This window comes from Amycolatopsis sp. NPDC088138, from assembly GCF_044741685.1.
Classification (GTDB): Bacteria; Actinomycetota; Actinomycetes; order Mycobacteriales; family Pseudonocardiaceae; genus Amycolatopsis.
The window spans coordinates 911,520-931,108 of record NZ_JBIUTB010000003.1; the positions used below are offsets into that span (position 1 = coordinate 911,520).

Annotated in this window: 25 protein-coding genes; 17 read left to right on the top strand and 8 right to left on the bottom strand. The window is 70.2% G+C overall.

Annotation, left to right across the window (positions count from 1 at the left end; all coding sequences use genetic code 11):
- The first annotated feature begins 54 nt into the window (after positions 1 to 54).
- Entirely contained in the window at positions 55 to 828 is a 774-nt protein-coding gene (locus ACIOD2_RS19495) for a nuclear transport factor 2 family protein (protein WP_400539709.1), read from the top strand.
- 145 nt (positions 829 to 973) lie between these two features.
- Here the strand turns inward: ACIOD2_RS19495 and ACIOD2_RS19500 are convergent, their stop codons facing one another.
- The 3 genes from ACIOD2_RS19500 to ACIOD2_RS19510 all read right to left on the bottom strand — a co-directional run bounded on the left by ACIOD2_RS19500 (position 974) and on the right by ACIOD2_RS19510 (position 2,747).
- Entirely contained in the window at positions 974 to 1,762 is a 789-nt protein-coding gene (locus tag ACIOD2_RS19500) for a metal-dependent hydrolase (protein ID WP_400540415.1), read from the bottom strand.
- Positions 1,763 to 1,819: 57 nt separating this feature from the next.
- Complete coding sequence (locus ACIOD2_RS19505) at positions 1,820 to 2,173, bottom strand: STAS domain-containing protein (protein ID WP_247060053.1); 354 nt, start codon at positions 2,171 to 2,173, stop codon at positions 1,820 to 1,822.
- Positions 2,174 to 2,438: 265 nt separating this feature from the next.
- Complete coding sequence (locus tag ACIOD2_RS19510) at positions 2,439 to 2,747, bottom strand: WhiB family transcriptional regulator (protein WP_400539712.1); 309 nt, start codon at positions 2,745 to 2,747, stop codon at positions 2,439 to 2,441.
- Positions 2,748 to 2,908: 161 nt separating this feature from the next.
- Here ACIOD2_RS19510 and ACIOD2_RS19515 point away from each other — a divergent pair, with 161 nt between their 5' ends.
- The 3 genes from ACIOD2_RS19515 (at position 2,909) to ACIOD2_RS19525 (ending at position 4,587) form a co-directional block, all read left to right on the top strand.
- A complete protein-coding gene (locus ACIOD2_RS19515; protein ID WP_392757963.1) occupies positions 2,909 to 3,325 on the top strand; it encodes an anti-sigma factor in 417 nt (138 codons plus the stop codon).
- Positions 3,322 to 4,101 (top strand): SigB/SigF/SigG family RNA polymerase sigma factor, encoded by a 780-nt coding sequence (locus ACIOD2_RS19520; protein ID WP_400539714.1) that lies wholly within the window; start codon positions 3,322 to 3,324, stop codon positions 4,099 to 4,101. Before ACIOD2_RS19515 ends, ACIOD2_RS19520 begins: the two co-directional genes overlap by 4 nt.
- Positions 4,102 to 4,164: 63 nt before the next feature.
- Positions 4,165 to 4,587 (top strand): ATP-binding protein, encoded by a 423-nt coding sequence (locus ACIOD2_RS19525; protein WP_400539716.1) that lies wholly within the window; start codon positions 4,165 to 4,167, stop codon positions 4,585 to 4,587.
- 4 nt (positions 4,588 to 4,591) lie between these two features.
- Here ACIOD2_RS19525 and ACIOD2_RS19530 read toward each other — a convergent pair whose 3' ends face one another.
- Positions 4,592 to 5,077, bottom strand: a complete 486-nt coding sequence (locus ACIOD2_RS19530) for a MarR family winged helix-turn-helix transcriptional regulator (protein ID WP_400539718.1) — start codon at positions 5,075 to 5,077, stop codon at positions 4,592 to 4,594.
- 33 nt (positions 5,078 to 5,110) lie between these two features.
- On the opposite strand from ACIOD2_RS19530, the gene ACIOD2_RS19535 reads away from it, so the two are divergent.
- Positions 5,111 to 6,088, top strand: coding sequence for an aldo/keto reductase (locus ACIOD2_RS19535; RefSeq protein WP_400539720.1), 978 nt, complete (start codon positions 5,111 to 5,113; stop codon positions 6,086 to 6,088).
- 18 nt (positions 6,089 to 6,106) lie between these two features.
- Positions 6,107 to 6,745: a nitroreductase family protein gene (locus tag ACIOD2_RS19540; RefSeq protein ID WP_400539722.1), complete on the top strand. Its 639-nt coding sequence runs from the start codon at positions 6,107 to 6,109 to the stop codon at positions 6,743 to 6,745.
- A gap of 85 nt (positions 6,746 to 6,830) precedes the next feature.
- Here ACIOD2_RS19540 and ACIOD2_RS19545 read toward each other — a convergent pair whose 3' ends face one another.
- The 4 genes from ACIOD2_RS19545 to ACIOD2_RS19560 form a co-directional block, all read right to left on the bottom strand.
- Positions 6,831 to 8,165, bottom strand: coding sequence for a cellulose binding domain-containing protein (locus ACIOD2_RS19545; RefSeq protein ID WP_400539724.1), 1,335 nt, complete (start codon positions 8,163 to 8,165; stop codon positions 6,831 to 6,833).
- A gap of 11 nt (positions 8,166 to 8,176) precedes the next feature.
- The gene (locus ACIOD2_RS19550; protein ID WP_400539726.1) at positions 8,177 to 8,926 is read right to left on the bottom strand and encodes a 3D domain-containing protein; all 750 of its coding nucleotides are present in this window, start codon (positions 8,924 to 8,926) and stop codon (positions 8,177 to 8,179) included.
- A gap of 142 nt (positions 8,927 to 9,068) precedes the next feature.
- Positions 9,069 to 9,707, bottom strand: coding sequence for an alpha/beta fold hydrolase (locus tag ACIOD2_RS19555; RefSeq protein WP_400539728.1), 639 nt, complete (start codon positions 9,705 to 9,707; stop codon positions 9,069 to 9,071).
- 10 nt (positions 9,708 to 9,717) lie between these two features.
- The gene (locus tag ACIOD2_RS19560; protein ID WP_400539730.1) at positions 9,718 to 10,410 is read right to left on the bottom strand and encodes an HNH endonuclease family protein; all 693 of its coding nucleotides are present in this window, start codon (positions 10,408 to 10,410) and stop codon (positions 9,718 to 9,720) included.
- 178 nt (positions 10,411 to 10,588) lie between these two features.
- Here ACIOD2_RS19560 and ACIOD2_RS19565 point away from each other — a divergent pair, with 178 nt between their 5' ends.
- The 11 genes from ACIOD2_RS19565 (at position 10,589) to ACIOD2_RS19615 (ending at position 19,585) form a co-directional block, all read left to right on the top strand.
- Positions 10,589 to 11,644: a tetratricopeptide repeat protein gene (locus tag ACIOD2_RS19565; RefSeq protein WP_400539732.1), complete on the top strand. Its 1,056-nt coding sequence runs from the start codon at positions 10,589 to 10,591 to the stop codon at positions 11,642 to 11,644.
- Between the two features lie 142 nt (positions 11,645 to 11,786).
- A complete protein-coding gene (locus ACIOD2_RS19570) occupies positions 11,787 to 12,407 on the top strand; it encodes an SIS domain-containing protein (protein WP_400539734.1) in 621 nt (206 codons plus the stop codon).
- Positions 12,404 to 12,640 (top strand): HypC/HybG/HupF family hydrogenase formation chaperone, encoded by a 237-nt coding sequence (locus ACIOD2_RS19575; protein WP_400539736.1) that lies wholly within the window; start codon positions 12,404 to 12,406, stop codon positions 12,638 to 12,640. The genes ACIOD2_RS19570 and ACIOD2_RS19575 overlap by 4 nt, the downstream gene beginning before the upstream one ends.
- 18 nt (positions 12,641 to 12,658) lie before the next feature.
- A complete protein-coding gene (locus tag ACIOD2_RS19580) occupies positions 12,659 to 13,348 on the top strand; it encodes an SIS domain-containing protein (RefSeq protein ID WP_400539738.1) in 690 nt (229 codons plus the stop codon).
- Positions 13,345 to 14,394: a hydrogenase expression protein HypE gene (locus tag ACIOD2_RS19585; RefSeq protein WP_400539740.1), complete on the top strand. Its 1,050-nt coding sequence runs from the start codon at positions 13,345 to 13,347 to the stop codon at positions 14,392 to 14,394. The genes ACIOD2_RS19580 and ACIOD2_RS19585 overlap by 4 nt, the downstream gene beginning before the upstream one ends.
- Before the next feature lie 13 nt (positions 14,395 to 14,407).
- On the top strand, positions 14,408 to 16,192 hold the full coding sequence (locus ACIOD2_RS19590; RefSeq protein ID WP_400539742.1) for a nickel-dependent hydrogenase large subunit: 1,785 nt from the start codon (positions 14,408 to 14,410) through the stop codon (positions 16,190 to 16,192).
- Complete coding sequence (locus ACIOD2_RS19595) at positions 16,189 to 16,710, top strand: NifU family protein (RefSeq protein WP_400539744.1); 522 nt, start codon at positions 16,189 to 16,191, stop codon at positions 16,708 to 16,710. Before ACIOD2_RS19590 ends, ACIOD2_RS19595 begins: the two co-directional genes overlap by 4 nt.
- Positions 16,707 to 17,324 carry a DUF5947 family protein gene (locus ACIOD2_RS19600; RefSeq protein WP_400539746.1) on the top strand — a complete coding sequence of 206 codons (618 nt, stop codon included), beginning with the start codon at positions 16,707 to 16,709 and terminating at the stop codon, positions 17,322 to 17,324. The genes ACIOD2_RS19595 and ACIOD2_RS19600 overlap by 4 nt, the downstream gene beginning before the upstream one ends.
- Positions 17,317 to 17,946, top strand: a complete 630-nt coding sequence (locus ACIOD2_RS19605; protein ID WP_400539748.1) for a DUF6084 family protein — start codon at positions 17,317 to 17,319, stop codon at positions 17,944 to 17,946. Before ACIOD2_RS19600 ends, ACIOD2_RS19605 begins: the two co-directional genes overlap by 8 nt.
- The gene (locus ACIOD2_RS19610) at positions 17,943 to 19,091 is read left to right on the top strand and encodes a hypothetical protein (RefSeq protein ID WP_400539750.1); all 1,149 of its coding nucleotides are present in this window, start codon (positions 17,943 to 17,945) and stop codon (positions 19,089 to 19,091) included. Before ACIOD2_RS19605 ends, ACIOD2_RS19610 begins: the two co-directional genes overlap by 4 nt.
- Positions 19,088 to 19,585 carry a hydrogenase maturation protease gene (locus ACIOD2_RS19615; protein ID WP_400539752.1) on the top strand — a complete coding sequence of 166 codons (498 nt, stop codon included), beginning with the start codon at positions 19,088 to 19,090 and terminating at the stop codon, positions 19,583 to 19,585. The genes ACIOD2_RS19610 and ACIOD2_RS19615 overlap by 4 nt, the downstream gene beginning before the upstream one ends.
- Positions 19,586 to 19,589: the final 4 nt, after the last annotated feature.

Sequence of the window (19,589 nt, forward strand, 5' to 3'; positions counted from 1 at the left end):
TCGTAAGCGGGTGCACCGTTCCGATTCAACGCCCATCCTCCCAGGAGAATTCCGATGCCACGTACCGTGCCCGAAATCGTCGAAGTCGTCCGCCACGCCATGGAGACGGTCGACGCCTCGGCGCTCTCGGACGTCTTCGCCGAAGACGCCGTCTACGAGCTGCCGTTCCGGTCCGAACGCATCGAGGGCCGCGACGCGATCCTGGCGGCCCTGACCGCGGGCGGCGTCCGCGGTCGCGCGCTGGGCTTGGAGAAGACCGAGGTCACCGTGACTTCGTCGGCGACGGGCTTCGTGCTGGAGCTGGTCGCCGTCGGCCGCACGTTCCGGTTCCCGTCGTCGGTGGGCATCGTGACGGTGGTGGACGGCGAGATCACCTCGTACCGCGACTACCCGAACGTCGCGGGCGCGTCCTCGGCGGCGCGGGCCGTGTTCGACGCGTTCCTGGCAGCGTCCATCGAGAACCGCTGGGACGACCTCGCCGATCTGTACGCCGAGGACGTCGTGATCGAGATGCCCTTCACCCCGGCCGGGGTCGAGCGCTTCACGAAGGGCCGCGAGGAGCTACGCCGCCGGTTCCGGGCCGCGGCCGCGGTCCGGCGGATCGTCAAGGCGGACAACGTGATCGTGCACGAGACGTCCGACCCGGCGGTGCTGGTGGCGGAGTTCGACCTGCACCAGGAAATGGGCGGCGAGACCTTCGTCTCGACGTACGTGATGGTCATGACGGTCGACGGCGGCCGGATCACGTACTCCCGCGACTACGCGGACACCGCCGCGTCGGCGGAGCGGATCCGCCGGTTCAGGGAGTCGTCGCCTGCTGACTCGTGACCACCCGGCCGACCGCAGTCCGGCAGCGCTGACCAGCCTGGCCGCACCCGGGCCGACCGAACCAGGCGCCGACCGAGTCCGTGAATGTCGCATTGAGGGACTTAGAGTCCCTCAATGCGACATTCACGGACTTCGGCTTACGTCGTCAGGGAGTCGTCGCCTGCTGGCTCGTCGGCGGGATGAACAGCCGCTGGAACGTGCTGCTCGTGTACTGCCACACCCCGGGGATCAGCAGCACGCCCGCCAGCGCGAACACCGGGAAGATCAGCCGCTTCTCGACCTTCTTGCCCGTCCGGAAACGCAGGGCGCGCGGGGGCCGGATCTCGTACCAGGTCTCGCCCGCGATGGGCACCGGGAACAGGAACGGGCAGCCGGCCTCCGTCAGGGCGTCGCCGAGGCAGTGGGTCAGGCAGCCCGCCGCCACCGCGATGCCCAGCCAGCCGGTGATCGACTCCAGCTCGCCCGCGCGATCCGGTGGGGCGGTGAAGAACCACCACGCCACCGCCGCGCCGCTCACCGGCAGCAGCCAGTCGCCCAGTGCGCCTTCCGCCAGCATCAACCCGAAGATCACCACGCCGACGACGGCCCACGGGCCGCCCGTTTCGGTGGCCCACGACGTCAGCGCGCCGAGGCCGGCCGCGAACAGGACCGTGTGGGAGAGGTGGCGGTGCTTGCCCGTGACGTTCTCGTCGCGGGGACCCTTCGTCAGGGCGTAGATGCCCGCCGAGACGCGGCGCAGCACCCACGAAAGGGCGCCGGTCAACCAGCCCAGCAGGCGGGACGCGCTGGCGCCGGGGTGATCCAGGTCGGGCAGCAGGGCGAAACCCGCCGTCGTCGCGGCGAAGATCACCGCTTGGTGCACCGAACCCGCGCCGACCGCGGGCGCGATGGCCAGTCCCGCGCACCACCCGGTCAGGGCATGCGTGCGCCCCATCATCGTGCCGCCCCCAGAGTCCGCGAACCGATCAGTCCGCAGGACCGTAGCGGGGGATCAGGCTTGCGGGTCCTCCGACACGCTCAGGTGTTCGGCCACGCCGGTGAGCTCGATCACCCGGCTGACCGCCGGGCTCGGGACCACCGCGAGCTGGACGTCCTGCTCGCCGGCCTGGCGCTGGGCGCGGAGCACCACGTTCAGCGCGGAGGAATCGAAGAAGGTCACCCCGGTCAGATCGGCCACGACCCGCTGCGCACGCTTGTCCGCGATCAGGCCGGCCAAGGCCTCCTGCAGCTGCGGACTGGTGAGCAGGTCGAGCTCGCCGGTGACCACCACCCGGGGCTCCGTCGCTTCGGTGTCCAGCGTGATGCCGAACCCGGGCGGGGTGGCGTTCTGGTCGGCTGCGGGCATGCAGTTTCTCCTCGTCAGGCGCTGCTCCTGCGCCGGGTACGCGCCTGTTGTCTCAAGCGGCAACCGTGTCACCGTGCCTTCCACGGCCCGGGGCAGGACCCCGGCGCAACGCGAGGATCGACCCCGCACCGGACACGGTCAAGGCAACTCCGGGGCCAACCCTAACCCAGTGAGCGACCGAGCCCGCCACGGCCGCCACCCTTTCGCGCGGAGTGCTCACGTGCGATCCGATCCTGCCTGTTCAGCGTGCTGCCGGGAGCCTTCTTCAGTGCGCACCGACGGCCTTCCTGGCCGCCCTGCGCTGACGGAGGAACAGCTGCCGCCGTTCGATCTCACCGAGGCCACCCCAGATGCCGTAGGGCTCCTGTACGGTCATCGCGTGCGCACGGCACTGGGCCAGCACCGGGCAGGCCTGGCAGATGGCCTTCGCCCGCGCCTCACGCCGCTCCCGCGCCGAACCCCGCTCGTTGTCCGTGTGGAAGAAGAGGCTGCTGTCGGCACCCCGGCAAGAGCCGTTCAGCTGCCATTCCCACTCTTCAGCAACCACATTGGGCAGCCGGCTCACGTCAGCCATCTCGTCCCTGCCTTTCCCAGGATCAGCACGTCGACCGCTATGTGCCCGCCGGTGGAGCGGATCAAACCCGGGTTTGGTTTGCTCACCCCACGGGCATCTCGCTGACCGGGCGTGAGGGACACCGCCAGTCACCCAGCGCGAGTGCGGAGAAAGGAACAAACGTGGAGGACAACGCCCCGCTCGTGCCGGAGGGCGCACAGGTCATCGAGGTGCGGACGGCCGCGATCCCGCACGTCGTGCCGACGCTGCGGACCATCGTGGCCGACATCGCGATGCGCCAGGACTTCGACCTCGACGCCGTCGAGGACCTGCGGATGGCGGTGGACGAGGCCTGCTCGCTGCTGCTCCCCGCCAGTGCGGACGGCAAGCTCACCTGTGTCTTCTCGTGGCGCGGGCCGCGCATCGAGGTCTCGGTGTCCGTCCTGTCGGATTCGCCCGAACACGGCGACGACACCGGACTGTCCTGGCAGCTGCTGACGGCGCTCGCGACGTCGGCCGAGCGCACCGTGACCCCCGAGGACGGGCGCTACCTGTCCCGGGTCGACCTCGTCCGGGAGAGCCAGGCGGCCGGCTCGTGACCGATCCCGCCGGGAGCAGCGGGAACGACCTCGACGTCGGTGCGCTGTTCACCCAACTCGCCGGTCTGCCGGCGGACTCCCCGCAACGGGAGCGCATCCGGGACACCCTGGTGCGGAACCACCTCGAACTGGCGCGGAACCTGGCGCGCAAGTTCCGCAACCGCGACGAAGCGATGGAGGACCTGGTCCAGATCGCCACGGTCGGGCTGATCCACGCCGTCGACCGGTTCGATCCGGCGCAGGGCACGGACTTCCTGGCGTTCGCGGTGCCGACGATCTCCGGCGAGCTGCGGCACCACTTCCGGGACAACAGCTGGTCGGTGCGGGTGCCGCGGCGGCTCAAGGAGCTGAACGCGAACATCTCGGCCACGCGCGAAGAACTCACCGTGCAGCTCTCGCGCGCGCCGCGGCCGAGTGAGATCGCGTCCCGGCTGGGGGTGCCCATCGAGGACGTCTACGAGGGCCTTCGCGCCGGTCAGGGCCGCTACGGCGCGTCGCTCGACCACTTGCTGGAGAACGCGGCGCACACGCGGTTCGGGGCGCCGGACGCCGAGCTGGGCCAGGCCGAGCTGCGGGAGGCGCTGCGGCCGATGCTGGAGAGCCTGCCGGACCGGGAGCGCAAGATCGTGGCGCTGCGGTTCGGCTCGGGGATGAGCCAGTCGGACATCGCGCGCCGCGTCGGGGTCTCCCAGATGCAGGTGTCGCGGTTGCTGGCTGCGACCTTGAAGAAGCTGCGTTCGGGCCTGGACGAATCCGAGCTGGCCGACGGCACCTGATTAGCTGTTCGCGAGCTTGGGTACTTCGCGGACAGTACCGAAACTCACTGGGAGGGGGACCCGATGACGACGTCCAAGATGCCGCAGCGCATGGCTGTGCAGGCTGCCCCGCTGACGGTGCTTCTCCCGGCCGATGTCACCGCCCCGGCGCTGGCCCGCCGCGAGGTCCGCACGGCCATGCTCGGCTTCGGCCTGTGCGAAGCGCAGCTGGACGACGTCCTGCTGGCGGCTTCGGAGCTGGTCACCAACGCCTTCGAGCACGGCGAGCGCCCGGAGCGGATGGAGCTGGATTACACCGACGGCCGGCTGACGCTGCGGGTGTACGACGTCGGCCGGAGGCTGCCCGAGCTGCGGGCGCCGTCGCCGGCCAAGGCCCGCAGCCGCGGGCTCGTGCTGGTCCAGGCGCTGTCCGAGGACTGGGGCTTCGAGCGCTGTGACGGCGGCAAGTACGTCTGGGCGGTCTTCCGGATCCCGGAAGTCTCCTAGGGCATCACAGCAGTTCGCGGGCGGCTTCGGTCTCCCCGATCCGCTGCCGGAACGGCTTGCGGTCGAGCGCGTCGACGATCTCGTCCAGCAGGGCGCGCAGCGAATACGGCAGCTCGGCTTCGAGCGTGTCCCACGCTTCGTTCGTCGCGGTCCACTCCCCCTCCAGCACGGGCAGCAGGTCGCGGGTCTTCGGCGTGAGCGAGACGATCCGCTGCCGCGCGTCGGCGCCGGGTTCGAGGACGACCAGGCCGGCTCGGCTCATCTGCGCGACGGTCTGGCTGGCCGCCGAGTGCGTCACGCGCATCTCGGCGGCGAGGTCGCGGATGGCCAGCGGCCCCTTCGCCAGCAGCGCGCGGACGACCGCCGAGTACCGCGGCCGGTAGTCCTCGACGCCGAGGTCGGCGAGGAACGTCGCGACGTCGCCGTCGAGCAGCTCGAGGACGTGCCGCAGCCGGGTCCCCAGCCCGTCCGGACCCGAAGTCATGGCCATGACGGCCGATCATAGGTGTGCTTGGATCGCGGCATGGAGAACCGGAAGATCACCCGTCTCGGCCGTGAGGTCTCGGTCGTCGGGCTCGGCTGCTGGCAGCTCGGCGCGGACTGGGGCGAGGTCGACGAGAACGACGCCCTCGCCGTGCTGCACGCGGCGGCCGACGCGGGCGTCACCTTCTTCGACACCGCGGACGTCTACGGCGACGGCCGCAGCGAGCGGCTGGTCGGCCGCTTCCGCGCGGACCACCCGGACGTCTTCGTGGCGACCAAGATGGGCCGCCGGGTCGAGCAGGTGCCGGAGAACTACGTCGCCGCGCACTTCCGCGAGTGGAACGACCGGTCGCGCCGCAACCTGGGCATGGACACCCTGGACCTGGTCCAGCTGCACTGCCCGCCGACGCCGGTGTACTCCACGGACGCCGTTTACGACGCCCTCGACGCGATGGTCGACGAGGGCCGGATCAAGGCATACGGCGTGAGCGTCGAGACCTGCGACGAGGCGCTGGCCGCGCTGGCGCGGCCGAACGTCGCGTCGGTGCAGATCATCCTCAACTGCCTGCGGCTCAAGCCGCTGGAGCGGGTGCTGCCGGCGGCGTCGGACGCGGGCGCCGGGATCATCGCGCGGGTGCCGCTGGCGTCCGGGCTGTTGTCCGGGCGCTACACGGCGAGCACGACGTTCGCCGCGGACGACCACCGGAACTTCAACCGGAACGGTGAAGCCTTCGACGTCGGCGAGACCTTCGCCGGCGTGCCCTACGACGTCGGGCTGGAGGCCGTCGAGCGGCTGCGCGGGCTGGTCCCGGAAGGGCAGACGCTGGCGCAGTTCGCGCTGCGCTGGATCCTCGACCAGCCGGGCCTGAGCACGGTCATCCCGGGCGCGCGCAACGCTTCGCAGGCCACGGCGAACACCGCGGCGGCCGCGCTGGCGCCGTTGCCCGAGGAAGCGGCGGCCGGGGTCCGCGCGACGTACGAGGAGCTCATCCGGCCGCTGGTGCACGATCGCTGGTAGGCCCGGCATGATGGGCCGATGATGACGCCCGAAGAGCTCCTGACGACGACCAGGACGGTCCGCAAACGGCTCGACCTCGACCGGCCGGTGCCGATCGACCTGGTGAAGCACTGCATACAGGTGGCGTTGCAGGCACCGAGCGGCTCGAACACCCAGCGCTGGCAGTGGCTGGTCGTCACCGACGCGGACCAGCGGGCGGCGCTCGGCTCGATCTACGGCCGCGCCTGCAACGAGTACCTGGAATCGGGCAACGCGGCGGGCAAGCTGTTCGCGGACGACCCCGAGCGGGCGCCGGTGCAGCAGCGGGTCGGCTCCAGCGTCGCGTACCTGGCCGACAAGATGGGCGACGTCCCGGTCCTGGTGATCCCCTGCCTGGAGACGGCGTCGGACGAGCTGCCGGCGGGCAACCAGGCGGGCATGTGGGCGTCCCTGCTGCCCGCGGTGTGGAGCTTCATGCTGGCCGCCCGTTCGGTGACGCTGGGCACGGCGTGGACGACGCTGCACCTGAAGTACGAGCAGGAGGCGGCGGAGGTACTGGGGCTGCCGAAGAACGTGCACCAGGCGGCCCTGATCCCGACGGCGTTCTACACGGGCGAGACGTTCAAGCCGGCGGCGCGGCAGCCGCTGGAGGAGGTCCTGCACGTCGATCGCTGGTGAGCCATGAAGGCCTCCTTGCCGGGACGAAGGGGGACGTCGGCAAGGAGGCCGTCACGGCCTTTCGGCGGTCGGGTGGCTCTCGTGCTCAGCCGGTGTACGCCTTGAAGATGGTCGTGAACTCGTACGCCGACTGGGAAATCCCCGAGCAGTAGGCGACCGCGCCGCCGCCGGGGCAGCTGCCGTTGTCGCGGCCCGCCGACCAGAAGCCGATGCTCGCCACGTGGTTCGACTGGGCGTAGGCCAGCAGCTGCCGGGCCGCGGCCTGGTCGGTGACCGAGCCCGTGTCGTTGCGGCCGATCATCGGCGTCAAGCCGAGCAGTGCCTTGATCTGCGCGTCCGACTTCGACGGCCAGATCGTCTTCAGCTGCGCCAGGGTCGCGTTGGCCGCGGAGATCAGCGCGTCACCCCACGAGCCGCTGTACCCGAAGTCCATCAGCATCGGGTTGACGACCACGTTCAGCCCGCGCGACGCCGCGTCCTGCAGGATCGACACCGAGAACGGGTCCATCCCGTAGTCCTGGCCCTGGATCCGCATCGTGTAGCTGATGTGCGTGCCGCGTTGCTGCTGCAGCCGCAGGAGCGCCTGGTTGACCGTCGCCGTCGGGATCGACGCCTCGACGTCGACGTCCAGGCTGTTGCTGCCCACCGCGTCCAGCGTCTTCACGTACGCGTTGTAGAGCGCGTCCACCGAGCCGCAGACGTTCTCCAGGTACGGGCCCAGCGCGCCGCCCGAAGCGACCGTCACGCCGCCGCCGATACCGCGCAACGCGTTGACGTCGTTGATGATCCGCGCGTCCAGCAGCGGAACCGTGCCGCCCCACTGCGGGTCGCAGCCGAGACTGCTGCCGAGTGCGAAGGCGAGCGTGAAGTTCTTCTGGCCGGTCGTGTTGGCCACCGAGACCAGTGACGGCGTCGCCATCGTGATGTCGATGTACGGCGACACACGCGCGCTGCCCCCACCCGGCGGCGGCGTGGTGGTCGTCGTCGGAGGTGTGGTCGGGGTTGTCGGTGTCGTGGTCGGTGTGGTGGTGCCGCCGCACGGCTGGCCGTTCAGCTTGCAGTTCGCGGGCAGACCGCTGCCACTGACCAGGAACCCGAAGCTCGCCGACGCCCCGGCAGCGACGTTCCCGTTGTACTCGCGGTTGGCGAACGAGTGGTGCGAGCCGCTGGCGGTGTCGAGCGCGTCCCAATAGGACCCGAGCGTAGAGCCGGCCGGCAGGTCGAACTCCAGCTTCCAGCTCGTCAGCGCGGCCGAGCCCGCGCTGATCGTGTACTTGGCCTGGTAACCGGAACCCCAGTTCGAGTCGGTGGAGAACACCGCGGACGGGGAGGTGGCGGCCGTCGCGGGTGAGACGACGAGCAGGGCCGCCGCCGGGAGCACGACGGCCGCGAGCGCGGCGAGGGCGAGTTTCGACTTCACGGCTTCTCCGCTCAGCGCACGGTCAGGGTGAGACGCTGGATGCCCCAGGCGTCGGCCTGGGAGCCGGGCAGCCAGACGTCGACGATGTCGTCCTTGATCCAGCTGCCGATGTCCGCGGCGTAGCACTCGCCGTAGCCCGGGACGGAGAACCTGGTGCCCCACGGGATGTTCCGCGCGTCGACGGCGCAGAACCCGGGCCCGGCGCTGTACCCGAGCGCGGTCTGCGCGACGTCGTTGTAAGAAGTGACGCGGTAGCTGAGCGTCGTGCCCGCCGGGATCCGGTAGGTCGCGAGCCGGTTGCCGCCGTCGAGACGGTAGGCGGTGGAGATCTGGCCGAGCGAGCCGGGTGAGTTGTCCTCGGCCGTCATCGCGTAGAGCTGGTAGTTCGCGTTCTGGCACGGGCTCGCGTCGGTGACCGTGAGCGTCGGCTGGCCCCAGTCGCTGATCCACTGCAGGGCCTGGCCGTTGCGGAACGCGCGGTAGGCCTTGGCGCCGCTGACCCGGGCGAAGGTGAAGGTCACCTTGCCGTCGGCGCCGAGGCCGCCGCTGACCGAACCGGGCGCGGGCAGCCGGTTGGTCACGTCGACGGCGCCGACGAGCGTGCCGGGGCCGTGGCCGCCGGTGACCGGGCGGTCGGGGATCGTGCCGGTGTAGAAGTGCTGGCACGCGGGCAAAGCCGCGGCGGACGCCGGGGCGGCGGGAACGACGAGCAGGCTGCCGGCGGCGAAGGCCGTCAAGGCGAGGAGCCGGGAAAAGCGCATGACGGGAGACCTCCATGGCGGGGACCGGGGCGGAGGTGACGCAGGTGGGAGGCGCGGGTTCGCCGCGAAACCGACGTTAAGTGGCCTGGACCACACAGTCAATAGGTCTAGACCTTTTAAGGTTCCCGGTAGCCCGAACGGCTCAGAGGTAGGCGACCAGCAGATCGGCGATCGCCGCGGGGTGACTCAGTGGGGCGCAGTGCGGGCCGTCGACCTCGTCCGGTGTGAGGCCGAGCCGCTCGCCCGCGATCCGGCGCTGGAAGTCCGGTGTGAAGAACCGGTCGCCGCGGCAGAGCACCACCCGGGTCGGGACGTCCGGGTGCGCGGGCAGCGGCCACGGCTCGTCCCACTCCTTGCTCACCTGGTCCCGCACCCGCTTCTGGCACTCTTCGGCCAGCGAGGGTGAGACGCCGTTGAAGTACGTCTCGGCTTCGCTCAGCCCGGTCGGCGCCGCGAAACCCGTGTTCCCCCACCACTGTCCCGGCTGCTCCCCCGGCGCCGGGATCATCCCGGCCAGGTACACCAGCACCCGCGCCCGCACCTTCGCCGCGACCAGCGGCGCGGTGAACCCGCCGTACGAATGCCCGACGACGGCGACGTCCGTGCGGTCGCCCAGCGCGGCCAGCACGGTCTCGGTGAACTCCGCGAGCCCGGCCGCCGGGTCGGTGATCGGCAGGTCCGGGGTGACCGCGTCGTGGCCGCGGGCCTCGAGCTCGGGCACCAGCCGGTGGAAGTCCCAGCCGCTGCCACCGCCGCCGTGGATCAACGCGAACGTCGTCATGCCGGCCAGCTCAGCAGCGGCGGAGCATGTCCGTCAAGGCGGTCTTCTCGCCCTGCGTCACGGTCAGGCCGTAGTAGTGCTTCACGACGATCCAGTCGGTCGCGTAGGTGCACCAGAACGCCACGAGCGGCGGCTTCCACTGGTCCGGCGCCTTGTCGCTCTTCTGCTGGTTCAGGTTGTCGGTGACGGCGAACAGCTGCGGCCGGGTCAGGTCGTTGGCGAACTGCCCGCGCTTCTCGGTCGTCCACGACTTCGCGCCGCTCGCCCAGGCCTGCCCGAGCGGGACCATGTGGTCGATGTCGAGGTCGGTCGGCTTGGTCCACGTCTCGTCGTCGTAAACGCTTTTCCAGGTACCGGCCGTCGCCCGGCATTCCTTGTCCGTCTTGACGTCCACGCCGTCGCGCTTCAGCACGACTTCCCGGGTGTCACAGCTTGACCCCTGGCTCGCCCAGTGCGGGAACTTCTCACGGGAGTAGCCGTCCATGGACGTGCGCGCGGCGATGGTCAGCTCACCGAGCTGCTTCTGCGCGTCGGCGGCACCCACCGGAACGGGGCCCGCGGGCGCGGAAGACGTCGATGACGCCGACGGGGTAGCGCCGGCACCTCTGCTCGTCACCCAGTACCCGAAGAGCGCGACCGCCAGGATCGCGACTACCAGCAGGATCCGCTGCGTCACGCTGAGCCGAAAGCTGCGGGTCGCCAAGATTTTCTCCTCTCACCTGGGGGTCCGCGCGGCGTAGTCTCGCTGCTGTCGACGAGGGACAACCGCGCCGACACGACGACCTGGCACGAATGTGACCTCGCCCACCCATGGCGGGGATGTCACATCGAGCCCATGAACTGCGACTACCGGAGCAGGACGAGCCGGAGGGAGCAGGCCGATGCCCGGTCGGCTGAAGAAGTGGAACTCGAACTTCGACGACTACCTGCAGCGCAAGGCCGCCGAAGGCGGCAACGTCGTCGCCATGGCCCGGATGGGCGCGGCGATGCGCGAGCGCGGGGACGTCGACGAGGCCGAGTCGTGGTTCCGCAAGGCCGCGATGGGCGGTGACCGCACGTCGATGACGGCGTTGGCGCACCTGCTCCACGAGCGTGGCCTGCTGGAAGACGCCGAGCGCTGGTTCCACGAGGCGGCGCTCGCCGGCGACCCCCACGGCATGTTGAACCTCGCGCGGTCCTACGAGCGGCGGGGCAAGCGCGACGACGCCCAGCACTGGTTCGGCGAGGCCGCGCGCACCGGCGACCTGTCGTCGATGGCCGCGCTGGGGCACCTGCTGCGCGAGCAGGGCAAGACCGACGAGGCCGAGTCGTGGCTGCGGCAGGCCGCCGACGCGGGCTTCACCGGCGCGATGATCGACCTGGGCATCCTGCTGCGCGACCGCGGTCAGGCGGCGGAGGCCGCCCGCTGGTGGCGCGCGGCCGTGCTGGCCGGCGACCTCGGTGGCGCGTGCCAGCTGGGCAGGCAGGCCGAACGGATGGGCCGTCCCGGCGACGCCGAGACCTGGTACCGGCAGGGCGCGACCGGCGGCAACGTCGAGGCCGTCGTCCGGCTCGGGCTGCTGCTGCACCGCCGCGGTGACATCGAGGAGGCCGAGAGCTGGTACCTCGACGCCGCCGAGCACGGCGACCCGGCCGCGATGACCAACCTCGGTGTCCTGGCCCGCAACCGCGGCGACGAAGGCGAGGCCGCGGCCTGGTACCGCAAGGCCGCCGAGCACGGCAGCGTGCCCGCGCTGACCAACCTCGGGCACCTCGCCGAGCACCGGGACGACCTCTCCGAGGCCGAGCACTGGTTCCGCCGCGCCGCCGAAACCGGCGACGTCCAGGGCATGCTGAGCCTGGCCCGGATGCTGCGGTCCCGGGGCTCCGCCCATGAGGCCGAGCTGTGGCTAGCCCGCGCGGAGCACGCCCAGGGAGACCACGAGCACCAGCACTGAATCCGGATGAACGAGCGGAAAGTGACGCTCTGCTGACCCGAACGGACGACGAATCACCCGACTAGATCTATTGTGTGATCCAACTCACACCTCTAGCCTGGGATGGCTCCCACCACCGAGCAGCCCCCGAGGAAGTGCCGCGATGCCGTGGTCACCGAATCACCCCGACTCCGTCGACGCTCTCTTCGAGCGCCGCCGGGCGCCGGTCCTCGCGCTGGCCGAAGACGCCAGGACGGTCGCGGAAGCCTGCCACGGGATGTCCCGGCGCTTCCACCGCGGCGGCAAGCTCGTCGTCTTCGGGAACGGCGGCCCGAGCACCGACGCCCAGCACGTGGCCGTGGAGTTCGTGCACCCGGTGATCGTCGGCAAGCGCGCGCTGCCGGCCATTTCGCTGACCGCCGACGTCGCGACCGTCACCGGTGTCGCCAACCGCGTCGGCCTCGCGGACGTCTTCGCCCACCAGCTGCGGATCCTCGGCGAGCCCGCCGACATCGCGCTGGGTATCTCCACCGACGGCGAGTGCGTGAATGTCCGACGCGCCCTCGAAACCGCCCGTGACCTCGGTTTGCTCACGGTCGCCCTGACGGGTGGTAACGGCGGCGCGATTGCCGCGACTACTGGGCTGGACCACGTCTTCATCGCTCGCTCGGGTGATCCCCGGGTCGTCAAGGAGGTGCACGTGACCACCTACCACGTGTTGTGGGAGCTGGTGCACGTCTTCTTCGAGCAACCCGGTGTCCTGACCCCGGAGGTGGCGTCGTGAGCGCCCGTGACGCCGACAGAGTCGCCACCCCCGTCTGCCACGACGGGGTGTGCATCACCTGCTCCGACACCGCGGTCGAGGTGACCGTGGTCGAACTCCTGGACCTCGGGTTCGCAGTCGTGGAAACCGGCTCCGGCCGGGAAGAGGTGAGCGTGGCGCTGGTCTCGGCCGGCGTCGGCGACCGAATCCTGGTGCACGCCGGAGAAGCCATCGCTCGCCTGGAGAATTCCTAGCCGAGGAGTTGACGCGCCATGACGCGGGAACAATCCCCCGTGGGCGCGGACGGTCTCGAAGCGCTGTACCCGTTCCTCTACGCGGGGACCAGTGACGTCGACGCCGTCCTCGATCAGGTCGAAAAGTCCACTGTGGACAAGGTGCACGAGATCGTCGCCCTGCGGGCGCAGGTGCTGGCGGCCGACCGCGAGCGCCTGTTCGCCTGCGCGCAGGACGTCGCCCGCGCGTTCGCCGGTGGCGGCCGGCTGCTCGCGTTCGGCAACGGTGGCAGCTCGACCGACGCCCAGGACCTCGCGAGCCTGTTCCTCAGCCCGGCGGGGGACGCCCGTCCGCTGCCCGCGTTCGGGCTGACGAACGACATCGCGGTGGTGACCGCCCTGTCCAACGACATCGGGTTCGACGTCGTGTTCGCCCGGCAGCTGGCCGCGTTCGGGCGTCCCGGTGACATCGCGGTGGGCCTGTCCACCAGCGGGAACTCCGCGAACCTGTTGCGCGCTTTCGACGAAGCCGCCCGGCGCGGCATGGTGACCGTCGGCATCTCCGGTTACGACGGGGGGAAGATGGCCGAGCTCGACAGCGTCGACCACCTCTTCGTCGTCCCGTCGCCTTCCGTGCACCGCATCCAGGAAGCCCAGACGACCCTTTACCACGCGCTGTGGGAACTCACCCTCGGCGCGCTCGACGAGCTTGGGGTTGATCAGCCGTGACGCACGCCCAGCAAGAAGAGAAGCCCATTCACATCCTCTGGATCAACGCCGGCCTGTCGTGCGACGGCGACTCCGTCGCGCTGACCGCCGCCACGCAGCCGAGCATCGAGGAAATCGTCCTCGGCGCCCTGCCCGGCCTGCCCAAGATCGCGGTCCACTGGCCGTTGATCGACTTCGAGTGCGGTCCCGAGACGGGGGCCGACACGTTCATCGAGTGGTTCCACAAGGCCGACCGCGGTGAGCTGGACCCGTTCGTTCTGGTCGTCGAGGGGTCGATCCCGAACGAAGCGATCAAGGAAGAGGGTTACTGGTGCGGCTTCGGGAACAACCCCGAGACCGGCCAGCCGATGACGACCAGCGAGTGGCTGGACCGGCTGACGCCCAAGGCGCTGGCCGTGCTGGCGGTCGGCACCTGCGCCACCTACGGCGGCATCCACGCGATGGAGGGCAACCCGACCGGCGCCATGGGCGTGCCCGACTACCTGGGCTGGGACTGGAAGTCCGGTGCCGGCATCCCGATCGTCTGCGTGCCCGGCTGCCCGACCCACCCGGACAACCTGTCCGAGACCATCGTCTACCTGCTCTACCAGGCCGCCGGCCAGGCGCCGATGATCCCGCTCGACGACCACCTGCGGCCGCAGTGGCTCTTCGGCGCGACCGTGCACGAGGGCTGCGACCGCGGCGGCTACTACGAGCAGGGACAGTTCGCCGACACCTACGACTCCCCGAAGTGCCTGGTGAAGCTGGGCTGCTGGGGCCCGGTCGTGAAGTGCAACGTGCCCAAGCGCGGCTGGATCAACGGCGTCGGCGGCTGCCCGAACGTCGGCGGCATCTGCATCGGCTGCACCATGCCCGGCTTCCCCGACAAGTTCATGCCGTTCATGGACGAGCCCCCGGGCGCGCACGTGTCGTCGCTGGCCAGCGGCGCGTACGGGTCGGTGATCCGGCGGCTGCGGCAGATCACCGAACGCAAGCTCGACAAGGAGCCCAAGTGGCGGCACACGGGCAAGAAGCTCAACACCGGCTACAAGTCCTCGTGGCGCTGAAAGGGATCGGGACATGACGGACAAGGGCGTCAGCACCAAGGGCCGGACCGACCTCGTCGAGATGGCCTGGGACCCGATCACCCGGATCGTCGGCAGCCTCGGGATCTACACGAAGATCGACTGGGCGGCCAAGCGCGTCGTCGAGTGCCACAGCACGTCGTCGGTCTTCCGCGGTTACAGCATCTTCATGAAGGGCAAGGACCCGCGCGACGCGCACTTCATCACCAGCCGGATCTGCGGGATCTGCGGCGACAACCACGCGACGTGCTCGGTGTACGCCCAGAACATGGCCTACGGCGTCCGCCCGCCGCACCTGGGCGAGTGGATCCTCAACCTCGGCGAGGCCGCCGAGTACATGTTCGACCACAACATCTTCCAGGAGAACCTGGTCGGGGTGGACTACTGCGAGAAGATGGTCGCCGAGACCAACCCCGGCGTCCTGGAGCAGGCCAACCGCACCGAAGCGCCGCACGCGCGCGACCACGGGTACAAGACCATCGGCGACATCATGCGCTCGCTGAACCCGCTGGAAGGCGAGTTCTACCGGGAAGCCCTGCAGGTCTCCCGCAGCACGCGCGAGATGTTCTGCCTGATGGAGGGCAGGCACGTCCATCCGTCCACTTTGTACCCGGGCGGCGTCGGCACGGTCGCCACCGTGCAGCTGTTCACCGACTACCTGACCCGGCTCATGCGCTACGTCGAGTTCATGAAGCGCTGCCTGCCGATGCACGACGACCTGTTCGACTTCTTCTACGAAGCCATCCCCGGTTACGAAGAGGTCGGCCGGCGCCGGATCCTGCTCGGCTGCTGGGGCAGCCTGAACAACCCGGAGTACTGCGACTTCAGCTACGAGAACATGGAGTCCTGGGGCCGGAAGATGTACGTGACGCCCGGCGTCGTCGTCGACGGCAAGCTCGTCACCACCAGCCTGCTCGACATCAACCTCGGCATCCGGATCCTGCTCGGCAGCTCGTTCTACGAGGACTGGGCCGACCAGCCGATGTTCGTCACGCAGGACCCGCTGGGCAACCCGGTCGACCAGCGCCACCCGTGGAACCAGCACACGATCCCGCGCCCGGCCAAGCGCGACTTCGACAGCAAGTACTCGTGGACGATGTCGCCGCGCTGGTTCGACGGCAAGGACCACCTGGCCCTCGACACCGGCGGCGGCCCGATCGCGCGCCTGTGGGTGACCGCGCTCGCCGGGCTCGTCGACACGCCCTACGTCAAGTCGACCGGGCACAGCGTGACGATCAACCTGCCGCGCACGGCGACCAAGCCCGAGGTCAGCTTCGAGTGGAAGATCCCGCAGTGGAGCAACGCGCTCGAGCGCAACCGCGCCCGGACGTACTTCCAGGCGTACTCGGCCGCGATGGCCCTGCACTTCGCCGAGCAGGCGCTGGGTGAGGTCCGCAAGGGCAACACGAAGACGTGGGAGCCGTTCAAGGTCCCGGACGAGGGCGTGAGCTGCGGCTTCACCGAAGCGGTGCGCGGCGTGCTGTCGCACCACATGGTGATCAAGGGCGGCAAGATCGCGAACTACCACCCCTACCCGCCGACGCCGTGGAACGGCAGCGTCCGCGACAACTTCGGCACGCCGGGCCCGTACGAGGACGCCGTGCAGAACACGCCGATCTTCGAGGAGAACACGCAGGAGAACTTCAAGGGCATCGACATCATGCGCGCGGTCCGCAGCTTCGACCCGTGCCTGCCCTGCGGCGTCCACATGTACACCGGCAAGGGCAAGGTCGTCGAACGGCTGCACACCCCGCACGCGTTCGGCGGGGAGATCGCATGACGGACGTCGGCCAGGTCGGGGAACGCATCGAGCGGCTGCTGGGCGAGTTCTCCGGCCCGGACGCCGAGGTCGCCGAGGAGCTCGTCCACACGCTGCTCGAGTTCTACGGCGCGGGGCTGGAACGGATCGTGGAGATCGTCGACCGCCCGCTGCTGGACCGGCTGGCCGAGGACGACCACGTCCGGGGCCTGCTCGTGCTGCACGACCTGCACCCGAAGTCCACGCACGAGCGCGTCGCCGAGGCGCTCGACAAGGTCCGGCCGTTCCTCGGCTCGCACGCCGGCGACGTCGAGCTGGTCGAGATCGACAGCGAAGGTGTCCTGAAGCTGCAGCTGCAGGGCACGTGCGACGGCTGCCCGTCGTCGACCGTCACCGCGAAGTACGCCATCGAGAAGGTGGTGCGGGAGGCGGCGCCGGAGATCTCCGACGTCGTCGTGGCCGGGGTGGTGCCCGAGCAGACCGGCCCGGGCGGACGTCCGCTGCTGCCGCTGGTCGACTGCCCCGTGGAGGTCCCGTGACGGGCGGACTGCGCCGGTTCCGCAACCCCGTCCAGCGGACGGCACCCGGCGAACGGTGCGAGCTGTGCGCCGAGCCGATCGGCGGCGAGCACGGGCACGTGATCGACCTCGAATCGCGGGCGATCATGTGCACCTGCCGGGGCTGCTACCTGCTCTTCACCCACCGCGGGGCGGGCGGGAAGCGGCACCGCGCGGTGCCGCAGCGGTTCCGGCACGCCCCGCGGTTCGGCCCCGGCACGGCGTTGTGGGAGTCGACCGGGATCCCGGTGAAGACGGCGTTCCTGTTCCGCAACTCGGTGCAGGACCGGACGGTCGCGTTCTACCCGAGCCCGGCGGGGGCGACCGAGTCGCTCCTGCCGCTCGGCACCTGGGACGAGCTGCTGGCCGAGACTCCGGGGTTCGCCGACGTCTCCGACGACGTCGAAGCGCTGCTGCTGAACAAGCTCGACCTGGGTTTCGAGTGCTTCCTGGTGCCGATCGACGTCTGCTACGAGCTGGTCGGGATCGTCCGGACGACGTGGCGCGGCTTCGACGGCGGTACCGAGGCGCACGAGGCCATCGACGGTTTCTTCGCGAACCTGCGGGACCGCAGTGAGGTCGTGGCGGATGGCTGAGCTGACCTTCGACTGCATCGACGTCCAGCCGCTGAAGTACGCGGCTTCGCCGACGCTGGCGTTCAAGCTGCGGATCACCGAGCTGTCCGGGCAGCCGATCCACGCGATGGTGCTGCGCGTCCAGATCCGCATCGAGCCGCAGCGGCGCCGCTACGCCGACGACGAGTCCGAGCTGCTCACCCACCTCTTCGGCGACCGCTCCCGCTGGGGCGAGACGCTGAAGCCGTTCCAGTTCACGACGGTGTCGGTCATGGTGCCCGGCTTCACCGGCGCCACCGAGATCGACGCCGAGGTCCCGTGCACCTACGACCTGGAAGTGGCGGCCGGCAAGTACTTCCACGCGCTGGCCGAGGGCGTCGTGCCGATGGTGCTGCTGTTCAGCGGCACGGTGTTCGGCAAGGGCGGGCCCGGGTTCTGGGTGGAGCAGGTGCCGTGGCACGCCCAGGCCGAGTACCGGATGCCGGTGAAGGTGTGGGACGAGCTGGTCGAGCGCTACTTCCCGAACGTCGCGTGGATCAAGCTGCCCAAGGACACCGTCGACGCGCTGCTCAAGTACAAGGCGCGGCACGCGATCCCGACCTGGGAGGCGGCGATGGAACGACTGCTGGCCGGTGAGCCGTGAACGTGCTCGAGCAGGCCCGCGCGGTCGGGGACGCCGTGCTCTACGAGGGTTACCTGCTCTACCCGTACCGCGCGTCGGCCGGGAAGAACAAGGTGCGCTGGCAGTGGGGTGTGCTGATGCCGCCGTCGTACGCCTCGGCCGACATCGGCGAGCACGCCTCGGCGCGCGTCGAATGCCTGCTGGAACCGCTCGCGCACACGATCCTGCACGTCAAGCTGCGGTTCCTGCAGACGCGGACACGGCTCGGGTGGGACGAAGCCGTCGAGCACGAGATCGACTTCGAGCTGCCGCTTTCGGAGCTCCCGGTCGAGTCGCCGTTCCAGGTCCCGGGCGAGCTGGAGGGCACGAACGAGCTGTCCGGCGTCCTCACCGTCCGGGTCGACCCGCTCGACGGGCCGTTCGGCGGCACCCGGCTGCACGTCGAGCTGCACAACACGACGTCGTGGCCCGCCGACGGCGTCCGCGAGCACGCTCTCCGGCACGCGCTGCTCGCCGCCCACCTCGTGCTCGGCGTCGACACCGGGCACTTCCTGTCGATGCTGGACCCGCCGGAGTGGGCGAAACCCGCCGTCGAAGCGTGCCGGCAGGAACGGCTCTGGCCGGTGCTGATCGGCGACACCTCGCGCAGCACGGTGATGCTCGCGTCGCCGATCATCCTCTACGACGACCCGTCGATCGCGCCGGAAAGCCCGGGTGACCTCTTCGACGGCACCGAAATCGACGAGATCCTCACGCTGCGCACGATGACCCTGACCGACGAGGAGAAACGCGAGGCCCGCGCCACCGACCCGCGTGCGGCGGCGATCGTCGACCGGGTCGACACGATGCCGCCCGAGCTACTCGAACGGCTGCACGGCGCCGTCCGGTCCGTGCGGCCGGTCGAGCCGTCGGTGACCGTCGCGGGCGTCCGCGTCACCGCGGGATCGCGCGTGCGGCTGCGGCCGAACCTGCGCGGCACCGACGCCCAGGACATGTTCCTCACCGGCCGGGACGCCACCGTCCGGCTCGTCCTGTCCGATGTGGACGGTGGCACGCACGTCGCGGTGACCCTCGACGACGACCCCGGCGCCGACCTGCAGCACGCCCACGGCCGGTACCGGTACTTCTCCCCCGACGAGATCGAGCCCCTGGAGGTCGCGGAATGAGGCCACGAGTGCTGGTGGCGGGCATCGGCAACATCTTCCTGAGCGACGACGGCTTCGGCGTCGAGGTGATCAAGGAGCTCGAAGGCACCGAACTGCCGGAGTGGGTGCAGATCGCCGACTACGGCATCGCGGGCATGCACCTGGCCTACGACCTGCTGGGCGGTTACGACACGACGATCCTGCTCGACGCCACGCCGCACGGGAAGCCACCCGGCACGCTCTCGCTCATCGAAGCCGACGTCGACGACCTAGCGGCGTCGGCGTCGATCGACGCCCACGGCATGCAGCCCGAGGCGGTGTTCCGGCTGTTGCGGCTGCTCGGCGGGGACGCCGGGCGCGTGCTGATCGTCGGCTGCGAACCCGGGTGCCTCGACGAAGGGATCGGGCTGTCGCCGGCGGTCCAGGCGGCGGTGCCGGCCGCGGTCCGCGCCGTCACCGAACTGGCTTGGGGCACCAGCCCGACCCTGCCCGACAAACAGAAGACGGAGGTCTGAGCCC